Annotated in this window: 16 protein-coding genes; 6 read left to right on the forward strand and 10 right to left on the reverse strand. The window is 44.1% G+C overall.

The window, feature by feature from the left end:
* Nucleotides 1-13: 13 nt before the first annotated feature.
* Together K9M52_RS02355 and K9M52_RS02360 are read left to right on the forward strand one after the other, a co-directional pair.
* On the forward strand, nt 14-2,242 hold the full coding sequence (locus tag K9M52_RS02355) for an amylo-alpha-1,6-glucosidase (protein ID WP_224070466.1): 2,229 nt from the start codon (nt 14-16) through the stop codon (nt 2,240-2,242).
* A 40-nt stretch (nt 2,243-2,282) separates the two neighbouring features.
* Complete coding sequence (locus K9M52_RS02360; protein WP_224070467.1) at nt 2,283-3,026, forward strand: DNA-formamidopyrimidine glycosylase family protein; 744 nt, start codon at nt 2,283-2,285, stop codon at nt 3,024-3,026.
* A gap of 33 nt (nt 3,027-3,059) precedes the next feature.
* On the opposite strand, the gene ligD is transcribed toward K9M52_RS02360, so the two are convergent.
* Entirely contained in the window at nt 3,060-5,951 is a 2,892-nt protein-coding gene (gene ligD / locus K9M52_RS02365; protein WP_224070468.1) for a DNA ligase D, read from the reverse strand.
* A gap of 294 nt (nt 5,952-6,245) precedes the next feature.
* On the opposite strand from ligD, the gene K9M52_RS02370 reads away from it, so the two are divergent.
* Entirely contained in the window at nt 6,246-7,523 is a 1,278-nt protein-coding gene (locus K9M52_RS02370; protein WP_224070469.1) for an NAD(P)/FAD-dependent oxidoreductase, read from the forward strand.
* 39 nt (nt 7,524-7,562) lie between these two features.
* On the opposite strand, the gene K9M52_RS02375 is transcribed toward K9M52_RS02370, so the two are convergent.
* Complete coding sequence (locus K9M52_RS02375) at nt 7,563-8,180, reverse strand: low affinity iron permease family protein (protein WP_224070470.1); 618 nt, start codon at nt 8,178-8,180, stop codon at nt 7,563-7,565.
* Nucleotides 8,181-8,216: 36 nt separating this feature from the next.
* Nucleotides 8,217-8,708, reverse strand: coding sequence for a DUF421 domain-containing protein (locus K9M52_RS02380; RefSeq protein ID WP_224070471.1), 492 nt, complete (start codon nt 8,706-8,708; stop codon nt 8,217-8,219).
* Nucleotides 8,709-8,895: 187 nt separating this feature from the next.
* Between K9M52_RS02380 and ku the strand changes: the two genes are divergently transcribed.
* On the forward strand, nt 8,896-9,750 hold the full coding sequence (gene ku, locus K9M52_RS02385; RefSeq protein ID WP_224070472.1) for a non-homologous end joining protein Ku: 855 nt from the start codon (nt 8,896-8,898) through the stop codon (nt 9,748-9,750).
* Between the two features lie 33 nt (nt 9,751-9,783).
* Entirely contained in the window at nt 9,784-10,290 is a 507-nt protein-coding gene (locus K9M52_RS02390; protein WP_224070473.1) for a CinA family protein, read from the forward strand.
* Nucleotides 10,291-10,390: 100 nt separating this feature from the next.
* Here the strand turns inward: K9M52_RS02390 and K9M52_RS02395 are convergent, their stop codons facing one another.
* The 4 genes from K9M52_RS02395 to K9M52_RS02410 form a co-directional block, all read right to left on the reverse strand.
* Entirely contained in the window at nt 10,391-10,924 is a 534-nt protein-coding gene (locus K9M52_RS02395; RefSeq protein ID WP_224070474.1) for a DUF2383 domain-containing protein, read from the reverse strand.
* A gap of 42 nt (nt 10,925-10,966) precedes the next feature.
* Nucleotides 10,967-11,416 (reverse strand): ferritin-like domain-containing protein, encoded by a 450-nt coding sequence (locus K9M52_RS02400; RefSeq protein ID WP_224070475.1) that lies wholly within the window; start codon nt 11,414-11,416, stop codon nt 10,967-10,969.
* A gap of 93 nt (nt 11,417-11,509) precedes the next feature.
* A complete protein-coding gene (locus tag K9M52_RS02405) occupies nt 11,510-12,142 on the reverse strand; it encodes a DUF4142 domain-containing protein (RefSeq protein WP_224070476.1) in 633 nt (210 codons plus the stop codon).
* Between the two features lie 123 nt (nt 12,143-12,265).
* A complete protein-coding gene (locus tag K9M52_RS02410; protein WP_224070477.1) occupies nt 12,266-12,829 on the reverse strand; it encodes a YciE/YciF ferroxidase family protein in 564 nt (187 codons plus the stop codon).
* A gap of 432 nt (nt 12,830-13,261) precedes the next feature.
* Here K9M52_RS02410 and K9M52_RS02415 point away from each other — a divergent pair, with 432 nt between their 5' ends.
* Nucleotides 13,262-13,816, forward strand: coding sequence for a hypothetical protein (locus tag K9M52_RS02415; protein WP_224070478.1), 555 nt, complete (start codon nt 13,262-13,264; stop codon nt 13,814-13,816).
* An 8-nt stretch (nt 13,817-13,824) separates the two neighbouring features.
* On the opposite strand, the gene K9M52_RS02420 is transcribed toward K9M52_RS02415, so the two are convergent.
* From K9M52_RS02420 to K9M52_RS02430, 3 genes are all read right to left on the reverse strand, one after another.
* A complete protein-coding gene (locus K9M52_RS02420; protein WP_224070479.1) occupies nt 13,825-14,265 on the reverse strand; it encodes a hypothetical protein in 441 nt (146 codons plus the stop codon).
* A gap of 82 nt (nt 14,266-14,347) precedes the next feature.
* Complete coding sequence (locus tag K9M52_RS02425) at nt 14,348-15,037, reverse strand: histidine kinase dimerization/phospho-acceptor domain-containing protein (RefSeq protein WP_224070480.1); 690 nt, start codon at nt 15,035-15,037, stop codon at nt 14,348-14,350.
* A gap of 18 nt (nt 15,038-15,055) precedes the next feature.
* Nucleotides 15,056-15,418 carry a response regulator gene (locus tag K9M52_RS02430; RefSeq protein ID WP_224070481.1) on the reverse strand — a complete coding sequence of 121 codons (363 nt, stop codon included), beginning with the start codon at nt 15,416-15,418 and terminating at the stop codon, nt 15,056-15,058.
* Nucleotides 15,419-15,432 lie beyond the last annotated feature (14 nt).

The following is a 15,432-nucleotide window of genomic DNA, read 5'->3' on the forward strand; positions in this document are numbered from 1 at the left end:
ATCAATAACAGGTATGGATTTATTATCAAATAATACGACCGACACCCAATTAAAATCGCAGCAGGAACATAAACTCGACCGCGACAGATATCATATCCAGCCAGATAGCAGACATCGCGGTGATCATATCAGCGTATTGAACCATGCCAACAGTTTTGCATTAATGGATAGCTGGGGCGATATCTATCCGGATAAATCAGGGTCAGACGGCATCTACCACAGAGGCACGAGGTTTATCAATGAGTGGGTGCTGCGTGTCGATACAAAAAAGCCACTGCTTTTAGGCAGCACCATTAAACAGCATAATAATATTCATTCAGTCGATCTGACCAATCCGGTACTGGCCAGCGGCAAAATCCCTGAAAATACGATTCATATATTCAGGCACCAACTAATGCGGGATGAGGGATTTTATGAAAGAATCACCTGTGTAAACTACAATGAAAGCGATGTATCATTTTCACTATCTCTGTATTACAACGGAGACTTTAAAGACATTTTTGAGATCCGGGGTACGAAAAGGCAATTGTCACCGGGGCCGGTCAGTAAAATCTGCCAGGAGCATACAGGTACTGTTCTCATTGAATATACCGGACGTGACAATATACAAAGAACTGCTGTAATTGATTATGAAGGAAGCATACATGCCAATTGCAAAGCACAGAAAATGCTCATTCCGGTACACCTCCAACCCCACGAACAGCGACATTTTCAAATAGCCATTCACTTCGGCATCGATCAGCAAACCGCCCCGCCATTATGCTTTGAAACTGCGAAGCAACAGATCCTGCAAGACAGATACCATCATGACCTTCAATGGGCGCAGGTGGTTTCAAAAGACATAGAACTGAATAACTGGATCAATAGAGCTTACACAGATTTGTTTTCCCTGTATGCGAAAGTGGGTAAAAACCATTATATATATGCAGGTGTCCCCTGGTTTAATACGCCATTCGGCAGAGACGGCATTATCACAGCTATAGAGGTGCTGTGGATACAGCCTGACCTTGCCAAAAATGTATTAAAGTTCCTGGCGGACTGGCAAGCTCAGAACAAATCAGAGGACAATGACGCCGAACCGGGCAAGATCCTGCACGAAGCGAGAGAAGGCGAAATGGCCAATACCGGTGAAATCCCCTTTAAACGCTACTACGGCACTGTCGATGCAACGCCACTTTTTATTATACTGGCCGGCAAATATTATAAAAGGTCCGGTGACCTGGGCTTTATCAAGCGTATCTGGGAATCGGTATTAGATGCGCTGAAATGGATGGATCAATATGGCGATCAAGACGAGGATCTATTTGTTGAGTATCAGTTTAAGAACCCGGATGCACTCACCAATCAGGGCTGGAAGGATTCTGTTGATTCAATTATGCATGAAGACGGCACGCTGGCCCAAAGCCCTATTGCCTTATGTGAAGTTCAGGGATACGTCTACCAGGCAAAACTATTGGCCTCAGAGATGGCTACAGCACTGAACGACGACCTCTTTGCAGAAAAACTATCCAACGAAGCAGAGGCTATTAAAAGGAAGTTCAATGAGATATTCTGGGATAGCCAGATGAACTGTTATGTACTGGCACTTGACGGCCAAAAAACACCTTGCCGCGTTTGCGCTTCCAACGCCGGCCACGCGCTATTCACAGGCATCGCCGATGACGATAAGGCCCGTCAAACCATGCAAACGCTCCTATCAGAGAAAATGTTCAGCCACTGGGGCATAAGGACCCTGGCCACCGACGCCGTAAAATATAATCCGATGTCCTATCATAATGGCTCTATCTGGCCACACGACAATGCCCTTATTGCGATGGGCTTTGCCAGATACGGCTTTAAATCGGCGGTAATACAGGTTTTTAACGGGCTTTTTGAGGCGACCACCTTTATTGATCTGCACCGTTTACCGGAACTGTTTTGCGGACTCAAAAAAAGAAACGGAGAGGGCCCCACCGCTTATCCTGTTGCCTGCTCACCCCAGGCCTGGGCTGTCGGCAGTATATTTTTACTGCTGGAATCCTTACTGGGCATGGAGATAAACGCACAAAGAAAACAGATTATTTTCCATGATCCATTACTGCCGCAAAAAGTGCAGCAACTGCACATCCAACACCTTTCACTGGGTTCGTTCACATGTGATGTCATCATCAGCGCCAACGCCTTAACTACGCCGGAAATAACGATCGATCATCTTTCTAAGGGTTGGACATTTCGGACATTAGACACCGGCAAGTTTTGGTAAGCAGGCAAATTTGAATCAAATAAAAAATAAAAGCTACATTATGCCAGAAGGTCCTACACTTGTTATTCTGAAAGAAGCTTTGCAACCTTTTAAAAACAAAAAAGTACTGAAAGTGGAAGGCAATAGCAAAGAACCGATTGCAACAATGAGCGGCAAAATCCTAAAAGATATCCGCACTTGGGGTAAGCAGCTTTTATTATGTTTTAGCGGCTTTACACTTCGTGTCCATTTTTTACTTTTTGGATCATATACGATTAACGAACCCAAAGAGAACAGAACACCAAGAGTAAGCCTCCAATTCAAAAACGGAACGGTTTATTTCTATGCAGCCTCCATCCGCTTCCTGGAAGGCGATCTGGACGATCTGTATCCCTGGGAAGCCGACATAATGGCCGACACCTGGAATCCGAAGAGGACAAAAAAATTGCTTTCAGCCCAGCCAGATCTGTTGGTTTGCGATGCGCTTTTAACCCAGGAACTGTTTGCCGGCTCAGGCAATATCATAAAAAATGAAGTGCTTTTCAGAAAACGGATCCACCCTTTGAATACCATTGGTGATTTACCGCCCGCCCAATTGAGCGCGGTCATTAAGGACGTACGTCAATATGGTTTTTTATTCTTAAAATGGAAACAACAATTTGTGTTGAGAAAGCATTGGTGTGTCCATAACAAATCGATCTGTCCGAGATGCCAGATCCCTTTAAAACGGGCTTATCTTGGCAAATTTAAAAGAAGGACTTTTTATTGTGAGAATTGTCAAGTATTATATAACAAGGATCAATAGACCATACTCCTCGAAATCCTTCGACAGGTCGCATTATTCTATCTGGCTCAGAATCTTTTTAAGATTGATGCCCTTTCCCAGAACCGGCTTGAACAAGTCTCCCATTTCCCGTACTCTTGCCAGTGCGTTGTTTATAGTAAAATCTTCCCTTTTAAGTCCTGCTTTCACTTCCGACCAATCCAAGGGCATAGATACCGTTGCACCTGGCTTCGGTCGGACCGAATAAGGCGCAGCAATAGTTGCCTGCGGACGGTTTTGCAAAAAATCCAGGTACATTTTTCCTTGCCTGTCGGCTACCGCTCTTTCCAATGTGGTAAACCCCGGAAGCCGTTCGTGGACCATAGAAACGATCAATTTCGCGAATATCTTGGATTGTTCGTAGCTATACTTATTGCCAAGGGGAATATACACATGCATGCCGCTGGCGCCACTGGTTTTTGGATATCCCTCCACGCCCAGGCCCTCTAATACATCACGTGTCGCGAGAGCAGCCGTTATGACTTCTTCAAATGCCTTCTGCCCCTTTTTGTTTTTGTCCGGGTCCAGATCTATGATACACCAGGTCGGGTTATCAGGTTTCTTCACCGTACTACTCCAGGGGTTCATTTCAATACAGCCCAGTGAGGCCATATATAACAAAGAAGCCAGACCGTCTGCCACTAAAAAATGTTTGTCTGTTTTATCTCCCTCACTATGGTACAAGTAAAGGCTTACCCAGTCAGGAACTTTTCCGGTGACATCCTTTTGATAGAAATTCTGCCCTGTGATTCCATCCGGAAAACGGTTGAGTGACTGAGGCCTACCTTTAAGATAGGGCAGAATAAAGGAAGCGATCTGATAATAGTAGTTGATGAGCGCCCGCTTTTCAATTTTTTCCTTTTTCCAATATAATTTATTCAGGTTCGTAAACTGCAGTTGTTGCCCGCCCACGGTCTTGACCTGGGTTTTTTCTGTAGGGTTGAGCAAGGTTTTTTCTCCCGGGTCTGCTGCCGGTACAGACAGCATGTCCTTCATGTTCTTGTTGGTCGTTTTTGTTGACAGCTCCTTGCCCGAAGGTTTGCGTGCGGTTTTCTTTGCGGCTTCTTTTTTAGGATTCATTTTACGATCAGTTTGTTTGAGTAATTGCTTTGTGTTGCTTTCTTTTTCCAAAACAACGTCCTTTGGACGCTTATCCGCACGAAGTCCTTTAAAAGAAGGATGCCGGAATAACCCATCCGTTGTCCGTTCACGATAGCTCACCTCCCCTATAAGCCTGGGATGTAACCAGGTAACATCGCTGCCGGGCGGACTGGGACGAAACCGGGAAGGTTTGTCAATATCCGGAACAGTGGATAATGGACTGGTTTTTCTGATATGTGGCTTAAATGCCCTCAATAGGGTTTCCTGTTCTTTATCGCTAAATCCGGTACCCACTTTACCGGCATACTGAAGCGTTCCGTCCTTATAGACACCCAGCAGCAAAGAACTAAACTTTTTTGAAGAGCCTTTATTGAGCGTGTAACCAATGATAATCGCTTCCTGCCTTTGTTCTACTTTAACTTTCAACCAGAATTTAGACCGGTGGCCCGTTTCGTAAATACTGTCACGTTTTTTCGCCACCATGCCTTCCAGTCCGAGGCTGGCTGCGCTGGCGAGAAATTTTTTACCCTCGCCCTGGACGCTATATCCCAGGCGGATGTTAGAATGATCGCCGGTTTTCATTACCGCCTTTAAAACGATCTGCCGAATAAAAACGGGGAGCGCCCGCAAATCCTTCCCTTGGTACCATAAAAGGTCAAAAACATAATAAAGCAAAGCGCCGTCCGCTTCACTGCGCCAGTTCTGCAACGCGCCGAACTGCGGCATGCCAGCCTTGTCTACGACGACAAGCTCTCCGTCCAGCACCATCGCCTCCTTAACGCTTTCCAGCGACCCCTTAATGGGATAATACTTCTCTTCAAAATCTTTCTGATTACGACTTTTAATGTGGACGGTCGTTTTGCGTTTGCTTTTGCCCGTAACTTCCACATAAGCGATCGCCCGGTATCCATCCCACTTGATCTCAAAATTCCAGTCTGGATCGTCAAATGGGGCATTGACCAGTGTAGCCAACATCGGATCTATATTAGAAGGCATGGGGGTATCCGGCAGCCGCCCGAGCATTTGTCTCCAGTCCGCCTCTTCCGCGTCAGATAAGCTGTCACTGGTCGCTGTATCATTTGTAGCAGCCTGCCGTTTACTTCCTTTACTTTTCTTCCGGTCTGCTGCTGTGGCTTTTCCAGTCGCCTGCTTTGTCTTCTTTTGGGAACCCGCCACTGTTCTAGCCGTGCTTTTTCCATAAGTCCTGTCTGGCGCCTTTTCCATTTGAGCGATCGTCTTGCCGCTTACAACCGATTTATCCATCCGGGTAAGATCCTTTTTGCTGACGGTCTCATCTTTATGTTTAATGAGCAGCCAGGCATTCTCAGCCATATTTCCGCCATGGGTCTTAACCAGCGCAAATTCTCCGGAAAGCTTCTGGCCATGCAGTCTAAATTTAAGATCACCTGACTTAAGTCCGGCAAGCAAAGATTTCTCCATTGTCTTTTTACCTTTTCCGGCAGCTCCGTCAATAGGCTCATAGGTACCTTCGTCCCATACGATGACGGTACCGGCGCCGTAGTTTCCTTTAGGGATAATTCCCTCAAAATTTCTATAGTCATAAGGATGATCCTCTACCTGCATTGCCAGACGTTTTATGGCCGGGTCAAGCGAAGGCCCCTTCGGTACGGCCCAACTTTTCAAAACGCCATCCATCTCCAGGCGAAAGTCATAATGCAGCCTGGAGGCAACATGTTTTTGGATCACAAAATGCAATTTGCCACCTTCGGACCTGCCTCCTTTGGGTTCAGGCGTCTGATCGAAATGGCGCTTTTCCGCATACTTTTTAAGACTTTTATTTGGCATAGTCAAGTATTTTTGATTTAGGAGCAGATAGAAAGGAATACAGTTTAGAAAGTACATAATCCATGCCGATTATATATCTACTTTGTAGCACGCCCTGGCGCCCTCAGGCAAGCGGGGAAGAATTTCTACAATCCAGTGATCATCTAACATACCTTTGTTCGGATTCCAAATATTTTCAATTAGTTTAAGACGCGATCTATAGAGCATGTCAGAAATTATCGGTAAATTGCCTGAAGAAAATACATTCAAATGATATGCCTTGAATGGCCATATTAAGGCAGAAAAACAGACGCCATGAAAGTAGTTATAATAGGTGGAGGGTTTGCCGGCATGCACCTGGCCAAAGCATTAGTAAAACAAAAAAATATGGATGTTCATCTGGTGGACGTCAATAATTACAACTTCTTTCCGCCTCTACTTTATCAGGTATCAACTGCCTTTATTGAATCCTATAATATCAGCTATCCATTTCGCAGGATGTTTCAGGATCATAAAAACTTCACCTTTCATATGGGGTCATTATTAAATGTTGATCCCGATGAGCATTATATTATTACCACAAATGAAAAAATAGATTATGACCAGCTCGTACTTTCAATGGGCTGTGAAACCAATTACTTCGGTAATGATGCGTTGGCAAAAGAAGCGCTACCCATGAAGTCCATACACGATGCTATCAATTTACGAAACCATCTATTACTCATGCTGGAGAAAGCTTCCAGACTACCGGAAGCTGACATCTATCCCTACACCACAATTGTTATTGCGGGAGGCGGGCCAACCGGCGTTGAAATCGCCGGTATGCTGGCAGAAATGCAAAGAGAAATCATTCCTAAGGATTATTCTAAAAAGGTCTGCAAACATATACAAATCTACCTGGTGGATATGGACAGCGCGCTGCTGCGGACGATGAGTGAAAAGGCGGGCAAGGAAGCGCTGGCGGTGTTAGATAAAATGGGCATCAACATAAAGCTCAATGTAGCTGTTAAAAACTATGTAGATCATAAAGTTTATTTTTCCGACGGAGAGATCATCAAGTCCCATACACTGATCTGGGCAAGTGGCGTAAAGGCCAATCATGTACCCGGGATACCGGCCTCTTCCCTGGCTAAAAACGGGAGGATTTATGTAAACGAGTACAACAAGGTAGACGGCATAGAAGATGTATTTTGCCTGGGAGACCAGTGCCTGATGCAAGCGGACCCTGCTTATCAGAAAGGCCATCCGCAACTCGCACAGGTAGCTATCCAACAAGGTAATTTACTGGCCCAAAACCTCAGGCATCTTGCCAAGCAGCAACCACTTGAACCTTTCCGCTATGTCAACAAAGGTTCCATGGCCATTATCGCCAAATACAAGGCAGTGGTGGATCTGCCTAAAGGATTTTTTAAAGGATTTTTTGCCTGGTTGGCTTGGTTGTTCATACACCTCATCCCGATTGCAGGATTCAGAAACAAAGTAAAACTATTCTTTTCCTGGAGCTGGTCGTTTTTAACGAATGACCCCACCCTCCGGCTTATTATCCGGCCCCGTAAAAAATATTTCACGGAAGAGAATACCAGGCCCAAATAATGCTCCTGTAAAAAATGAAGTTTCAAAGCCGCTGCGGCACTACTGATCTACATCAGACGCCTTCTGATTTCTCTTCTTCGCCTTGTTCTCTGCAGGCTCATTTACCTCGATTTCCTCTTCAATCTGAGAGGTCTCCATTTCCTCAATGGAGTGAGATCGCTGTAATTCCTTTTCCCTTTTGGAAATAGAAGACAACTTGATATAATAATCCTTGATCAACACTAACTCTTCTTCTGTCAGGTCTTCAACGTCAATCAGGCGGTTACTGGCTCGCTTATTGGAAGCGATCAATTCGTTGAGCTTCATCTGCAAGGCCATCGTATCTTTATTCTGAGACTGCTGAATGACAAAAACCATCAAAAATGTCACAATAGTCGTTCCTGTATTAATAACGAGCTGCCAGGTATCTGAATAATCAAAGATAGGGCCACTGACACCCCAGACGACAATAACCAGAAACGCAACGATAAAAGACCAGGGAGACCCTGTTATAATCGTTACCTTACCTGAAAACCGGTCAAATATACGGCCCAGGCGGCTCGTTCTCCGCCTTTTCGTATCCGGACCTTGCAGTTTAGCCGAATTCGCCGTATTAGCTTGGGAAGCAAGTGCCTGGTTGGCCTTCCCAGATGTCACATTCTTACTATTTTTTCCCATATAAGTTGATTTAAATAAAAGTGACCATCCTAAACTTCAGTTATTCTGTTTAGGAATAAAACTAATCCTACCACTGCTCTCCAGCATAGCCGACTCTATCGTCTGAAGATTTTCTGTATTCATCTCCAAACGAAGGCTTTGCATAAATTCCTGATAGCTAATGCTGGATGCCCTTAGGTTTTTCCAATAGATCTGACCATCACCATATAAAGGGATCGGCTTACCTTCCAGCAAATGGCTTAACCAGTTAAATCTTGCACAAAGTCTGGAAATCAACCTGTGAAAAAGCACCATCGTCAGGCACGCGGCTGTTGCCGGAAAAAATGCGGCATCGCCGATAATTATTTTGGAAAGGACTGAACCAATAACAATTATAATCACATAATCCAAGGCGGATTTTTTGCCGAAGATCTTCCATCCCCCGATGCGTAACAATAAATAGCCTACCCAGAAAATAACAGCACCACGGATAGCCATCTGACTAACACTAAGAGATTCGGCCTGCCCCCAAAAATCCGCATCCAACATATCCGGTGTTTAATTGAAAAATAAAGGTGTGTGGTAAATGGATATCTAAATTCATACCAATCTGCAGACCGGCTTTAAGGCAGGCCGTGAATACCAGCTGCACGGGTATAGAATGGAACGATTTATGTATTAAAATAAACAGTGGTAACATCCTTCAAACCCTATTAGCTCATCAAAACACGAAAACATGCGTTCTATCTGGACAGGTTCTATCGCTTTTGGACTGGTGAATATCCCGGTAAAGCTCTTTTCGGCCATAGACGAAAAAGGTTTAGATCTCGATATGCTGGATAAAAAAGACCTTGGACATATCAAATATAAGCGCGTAAATGAAAACACAGGTAAGGAAGTGCTTTGGGAGAATATCGTCAAGGGATTCGAAGTCGACGGGAAATATATCGTTTTGACAGATCAGGACTTCGAGAAAGCCAGCCCGGAAAAAACCAAATTAATAAACCTTGAACTATTTACAAAAACGGAGCAAATAGATGTCATATTATTCGACCGGGCCTATTATGTTGCGCCGGCCAAGGGCGGTGAAAGAGCATTTGAATTATTAGAAGAAGCGCTGAAAAAAACAGCAATGGCGGGTGTCGGCACCTTTGTACTCAGAAATAAAGAAAAACCCGTTATCCTGCGCTCAGCGCACAATGTATTACTGCTGCATACCCTAAGGTTCATTCACGAAATCAGAGACCCTTCAGAATTTGTGACAAAAAAGGCAACGACAAACAAAAAAGAGCTGGAAATGGCCACCGGTCTGATAAAGACACTCGAGGGGGACTTTAATATCAACCAATTTAAGGATACCTATACGGAACAACTACTTAAATTAATTAAAGCGAAGGCAAGTGGTAAAAAATTACCGGCCGCCCCGAAAGTATTGGAAAAACCTTCTACCGATCTCGTTGCGCAGCTTCAAAAAAGCCTTGCGCTTCATAATGACGGTAACAGCGGGAAGAAATCAGCTAAAACAAAAACCGCGGCCCGGAAACCCGCCACAAAAAAAGCAAAGCAAGTCAGTAAAACGAAGAAAAAATAAGCCATTTACCTTAACGCCTATTATCAAAAATATATGGGAACCCACCAAAAAGACCAAATTCAAAAAATTGTTGATGACTGTAGCCAGTTGCTGGTCAAACGTCGCAAAAGGATCGCTTTTGCTGAAAGTGCCACCGCCGGATACCTGATGGCCGCATTTGCCTGCGCCGAGCATTCTGACGTCCTTAGCGGTGGCGTTGTCTGCTATGACGCAGCCATCAAGACAAATTTATTGTCTGTCAGCCCATCCATGATTGACCAATTTACAGCCGAGTCTATACCTGTCACAGAAGCGATTGCTGCCGGACTGGCCAACTTAATATCTGCGGACTATCATATCGGCGTAACCGGGCTACTCAAGCCAGGCGGCAGTGAGACGGATGAAAAACCGGTAGGAACCATCTACACGAGCATACTTGAAAAGGGAGAGAAACTCACGAATAAAACTGTCTTTTCAGGTACGCCTGAACAGATCCGGGACCAGTGTCTGGAAAATATCTGTATGTTACTGATAGAAAAAATGACACTTTCCAACCTCTGATATCATATCGCCCCGGACAGTTTAAAACACAAACAGGTCTCTGAAAAGAGACCCGTTTGCATTGCTGAACTAGTCGATGGAAAAGATTTCAAAAATTTATTCAGGATGCTGACGGTTCGTTTGACAGGTGATTTACCACAGAAAATGTTTTGCCGTCGATACCCCTGCTCGTATCCCTTCTGTAGCGTATTAATAAGGATTCCAGATCCTCCCTTGTTTTGGTTAAACTAAAATGCTGTTTCAGAAAAGTAAATTTTAATAAGGGAAAATAATATTGCAGATATTTATTAGAACAAAGAAGTTCGTAACTTAAACCCATCATTCTTTCTGCTGCCACACTGCAACAAAGCGCCGCACGGTCTTTCCTTGCACAAACGGCTACCCGGACCATCATCCACCCCCTGTACACCGCTCCGGCCCATGAAGGCTTGGCATGAGTTTCCATGCCCTGCAGCGCCATCGCCGCCTGAAGCTTATCTGCAAAGTGATAACTTTGTTGCATACATTGCTCAAATAAGGCCCTTAAGGCATCATCTGCCACCAGAGACCGCGCTTTTTGATAACCCAGTCCGCGATCCAGATGCATTTGTATAATTTTATTTACCTGACAGACTAATTTTGCACTTTGTTCCATGGTATATATTGTGGGAGGTGATAAATGATACAGATTTTCGTATTAGGCACTGTCCCTAAGTGCTTTAATTTGATCATGTGCTTTTTCGATATCACGGGATTGCATCGTAATAACGCCAATTAAATTATTATCCAGATCCTGGCTATCCTTCAATACGTCATTATATGTACCAACAGCCGCGTCTTCACCCCTTTCACAGCTGGCGAGTACTGTTTTACGTTGATTGGTCGTCAGGGCGTCTTTAATGTCCATCCATGCCCGGTAAGCATCCCCGCTTATACTTGTCCGCTCAGCCGGAATTCCGCCATAGCTCTCAACAGCCATCCCCAGATCAACAATATTACGCGCACTCTGTTTTGAAAATTGATCAAAAAGTGTCTTTAAGCTCAGATCCTCACTTTGCTCCCATGCTTTCTGGTACCCTTCTTTTCTATCTTCATTGATCTGAATAAGTGAATTCAATTTATCTACTACTTTTTCATTGGTTGTCATAAAATTATATTTAAAGAGTTCAACATTGACAGGTGGAACCCGCAGCAGTGGAAAGAAAACTCCTCATCATCACTGCCGCTGGTTAAAACCTTATTATTTAAGAGATGCCTGGATCTTTTTGGCCATTTGCTGGTGAGACTGTAAAATAGGTAACGCATTTGTCACAAAATCGTGTATTTCAGGATTGGAAGCGTTCGCTGCGGTTTTCTGAAAAAAATCCACATCCTTATTGTGATCCTCTACCATCATATCCATATAAGTCTTATTAAAATCCACCGACTTGGCATTATTAAGTTTGTCAATCATGGATTGACTATTACCATTGATAGCAGAAGGAATTGTTACATTCAGTTTACTGGCCAGGGATTTAAGCTGGTCATTCAATTTCGTATGGTCTTCTACCATTTTCGCCGCAAATTTCTTTACATCGTCATTTGTAGCCTTCTCCTGGGCAATCTGGCCTGCCTGTACTTCTGTCATGCCGCCGTTGGCCGCCTCGACCAAAAAATTAGCCTCATTGGTTGCAACGGCGGTCGTGCTGTCATCGATTTTCTGGTCATTAATATCCATGGCGCTATCGACACCATTTCTGTCGGCATTTCCCCCGCCTTTGCAGCCGATGAACATCATCACGGCAAACAGCATACTTGCCATTAGGACGGCACCCGTTTTAAAGCGGGCCTGCATCAGGCACCGATATTTTTTTAAACTATTATTATTTTTCATGATCTTCAATTTTACCTTAAAAAATAGGGGAAGCCCAGGCATAAACCCTACAACCAAATCACCTGGACTTCCATATATGGAAAAAATATGCGTTCTATTTTTAACCATTCTTACGTATGCAAACTACTCTTCCATCCCTTCCTCATTAATATCATTTTCGGCAACATCCGTCAGCTTCTGGTCGGCCGCTTTTTCTTCCTCCAGAGTAGCATATAAAAGTTTCGCAGCTTCTCTATGCCCCATTTGTTTTGCCCATTCCGTCAGGCAGCCATAGGTGGCAATCTCATAGTGTTCCACTTTTTGCGCTGCCATGATTATCCCGCAATCACGTACCATTGTATCACTTTCAGTTTCCTCCATGATTTCTGCGGCTTCTTTGGTTAAACCCGCCATCGCCTCGCATTTTTTTGCCTGTGGCTTCAACCCCAGATTTTCAAACACGGATTCGAGCCGCTCCACATGACCTTTGGTTTCTTCCAGGTGTCCGTCAATGGCTGACTTTAACTCCTCAGATGTCGCGTTCTTGCTCATTTTTGGGAGTTCCTTAACCAAGTGCTTCTCCGCCCAATAAATATCCTTTAACCCATCTACAAATAGTTTATGAAAAGGAGACTTGGCCATTGAAGCAGATACGCCTGTTTTTTTAGTGTTTTTTGATAATACGTTGGTGTCATTTGTGTTTTTCATTTTCTTAGGTTTAAGGGTTAAAATTCATTTTAAATTAAAATACAAGCCTGCTCTATTGAAATAGAACATTTCAATGGTTATCCATGAAAAATACGCCAACTACTACATTTTTTCAATAGAATAAAACGAGCAGGCTTGCTTTGTTCACTTCATGAATCATTGTAGCCAAAGCCATTCCGAAAAACGATGCCTCCAAAAATAAGTTCACTATCAACGACTTACTTTTAAAAATAATTTTACTATTTCTGATCGCCTATTTTTTTTGCGACCATTCCCCAACATTTCGTGCAAGCAACACCACACTTCCCCTCCGGATTGTAAGCTTTTACCTTACACCGGCTTTGCTGCTGGCGCAGGCAGAGATTATGGCATAATATTTTAAGTTATACCGTATCGCTTTACCTGAAATATCACCTCTAAACATGAATTATTATGGCAGAAAATATCGTTAAACTCCTAGAAGACAGATTAAGAGACCGCCCGATGAAAACAGTGGACCCTAACACACAGGCTGCGGGAGACGAACAGACACAATCTCCGAAAGCCCTGTATCACCGGGCGGTTATGTCTGCAGCGTTGGCCGGCTTGTTGGAATTCAGCAGAAAGGATCAGAATATGCGGGAACTGCTGTCCAATCATTCAGATCGGGATTATTCACAGCGCGTGTTCCACCATCATTTTTCAGAACTGGAAGATAGAATACGGACATACAGCGGATATTCAGGAGGCCATCCAAAAGAGGATTTTAACTTTGTACTACAGGAATTGGTGGATATAGTAGGCGCTCATGCCGCCGGTGATGCGCGTGCAGCAAAAGATTTCCTTTCCAACCAAAGAGCCAATATTGTCTCTTATCTGCCCGGCGACTTGCATACGGGCAAACTGCTCAATAACAGCGCAATTGACGACAGAACCAATAAAATGCACGGTCCGTTCTCTGACTTTACCCACTGGATGGAACGAATATTTTCGACTTCGGACCAATAGTAATAGTACTACAACGGGCCAGGCTGGTGCTGGTCAGGTGAGGCAAATGTAGGTTCGCCTTTTCCATCCCAGGCTTCGGATGACTTATCTCCTGCCCGAGCGGGCTTCTTTTTAGCTTCAGATCCACTTTTTCTTTGGCTTCGCCGCCCTGGTGTAGAAGACCTACCAGATTTCCCGGCGTTTTTTTTCTTGGGTAAAATCTTTTGGGGAACCCCCTGAGCAGCCATTTGCCGCTCCAATTCAGGATCAACTGCAAACATCGGGTGACGGGGGTTGCCGGTCTGAGACTTGTTATCCATATCAGAAGATGTGCCCCCCGGGACTTCTCGGCCACCTGAACCGGACAGCTGAAGCCCATTTCTGACACGCCGCTGCGTTCGGGACTGTTTTTCAATTCGCGCCAGATTTTTATCGCGGGATGTCTCGGGGTTTTTATTGGTTCTGTTCATGATTGCTTATTGAGATAGCCTACTAAACATGTAAAGTACACACTATCCCAAATGCCACAAAACATGTTCCAAATGGAAAACATTAACTTTGCATTTCAGACCGGAACGCATTCAAAAGCCCATCCATTTTCTCTGACGCGCTGTGCAGCATTTCTCCTATTTCCCGCAACTCCATGTTTTCTTTCTCCTGTTCTAATAAGCCGCCAATCATGGTAACGGACGTAAGGGGTGTTCGCAGATCATGGCGCAACTTTTTAGCCCGCAGGCTATAACGGAACATAACGCAATACAATGTATTATACAAACTGAGCTGCTCAACCACAATATCAAGCAGGCCCCGGTCTTTTTTATCCAATGTGGGTGTGGTGTTGCCGACACGCCAAAGACAGAACACTCCTTTTCGCATTAAATGAATTCCATGGCTAAATTCAGCACTTTCAACAAGTTCCGACTTACCGTCATTTGCAGAAAAACACATAAACGGCAGTACCGCCAGTAAATCCGGACAAATCAGATCACTCCCATGAAAATAAGGCTTTTGGTCTTTCATACAGGAGACAAGAATATCTGAATATTTCCTTAGCCCGTCATTAAAAGCCGGATCGCCCAGCAGTGTTTTAAATTCAGATATTTCTTCATTTATAATCTCCGCTGAAAAGACACATATTCTTAGATCAGGCCAGAGCGCAGCCAGCTTTTCACAGGTACCCCGAAGCAGTTCCATCGGGAATGGCAATCGTTGAAATTCATAATGAGTATGCGCATCCAACATAATGTTGCAACAAAAATTTTAATTACATAAATGTCTTTCAACCGTCTTTTTAAAGTTCATCAAATCAAAAGGCTTTTTCAGATAGCCATCCGCTCCGATATCATCGCTTATCTGGGCGATCTCCGCATTTGCGGAAAACAAAATAACAGCAATATGATCATTACCTCTGTCTTCTTTCACCAGCTCTATCGCTTTCTTCCCGCCAATTTCAGGTATCCACAGGTCCATCAGAATCAAATCAGGATGGAAGCGTTCCACATCACTAACAATGTTTTCACATCTACTGAAAGTTCTGATCGTCCTGCCAGGACCTGTTAGAATAATTTTGCATAATTCTAACAGGTCTCTGTCGTCTTCATAAATTAAAATGCACTGTTCCATAATCTCCGGTTTTA

Origin of the sequence: Arachidicoccus terrestris (assembly GCF_020042345.1) — a bacterium.
Classification (GTDB): domain Bacteria; phylum Bacteroidota; class Bacteroidia; order Chitinophagales; family Chitinophagaceae; genus Arachidicoccus; species Arachidicoccus terrestris.

Excerpts from the sequence above, each read along its gene's own strand:
- K9M52_RS02380 (WP_224070471.1), bottom strand. The coding sequence starts at position 8,708 with ATGTTGGATGCGGATTTTTGGGGGCAGGCCGAATCTCTTAGTGTTAGT.
- K9M52_RS02415 (WP_224070478.1), top strand. The coding sequence starts at position 13,262 with ATGGCAGAAAATATCGTTAAACTCCTAGAAGACAGATTAAGAGACCGC.
- K9M52_RS02360 (WP_224070467.1), top strand. The coding sequence starts at position 2,283 with ATGCCAGAAGGTCCTACACTTGTTATTCTGAAAGAAGCTTTGCAACCT.
- K9M52_RS02395 (WP_224070474.1), bottom strand. The coding sequence starts at position 10,924 with ATGGAACAAAGTGCAAAATTAGTCTGTCAGGTAAATAAAATTATACAA.
- K9M52_RS02425 (WP_224070480.1), bottom strand. The coding sequence starts at position 15,037 with ATGTTGGATGCGCATACTCATTATGAATTTCAACGATTGCCATTCCCG.
- ku (WP_224070472.1), top strand. The coding sequence starts at position 8,896 with ATGCGTTCTATCTGGACAGGTTCTATCGCTTTTGGACTGGTGAATATC.
- ligD (WP_224070468.1), bottom strand. The coding sequence starts at position 5,951 with ATGCCAAATAAAAGTCTTAAAAAGTATGCGGAAAAGCGCCATTTCGAT.
- K9M52_RS02370 (WP_224070469.1), top strand. The coding sequence starts at position 6,246 with ATGAAAGTAGTTATAATAGGTGGAGGGTTTGCCGGCATGCACCTGGCC.
- K9M52_RS02420 (WP_224070479.1), bottom strand. The coding sequence starts at position 14,265 with ATGAACAGAACCAATAAAAACCCCGAGACATCCCGCGATAAAAATCTG.
- K9M52_RS02390 (WP_224070473.1), top strand. The coding sequence starts at position 9,784 with ATGGGAACCCACCAAAAAGACCAAATTCAAAAAATTGTTGATGACTGT.
- K9M52_RS02430 (WP_224070481.1), bottom strand. The coding sequence starts at position 15,418 with ATGGAACAGTGCATTTTAATTTATGAAGACGACAGAGACCTGTTAGAA.
- K9M52_RS02375 (WP_224070470.1), bottom strand. The coding sequence starts at position 8,180 with ATGGGAAAAAATAGTAAGAATGTGACATCTGGGAAGGCCAACCAGGCA.
- K9M52_RS02410 (WP_224070477.1), bottom strand. The coding sequence starts at position 12,829 with ATGAAAAACACAAATGACACCAACGTATTATCAAAAAACACTAAAAAA.
- K9M52_RS02405 (WP_224070476.1), bottom strand. The coding sequence starts at position 12,142 with ATGAAAAATAATAATAGTTTAAAAAAATATCGGTGCCTGATGCAGGCC.
- K9M52_RS02400 (WP_224070475.1), bottom strand. The coding sequence starts at position 11,416 with ATGACAACCAATGAAAAAGTAGTAGATAAATTGAATTCACTTATTCAG.
- K9M52_RS02355 (WP_224070466.1), top strand. The coding sequence starts at position 14 with ATGGATTTATTATCAAATAATACGACCGACACCCAATTAAAATCGCAG.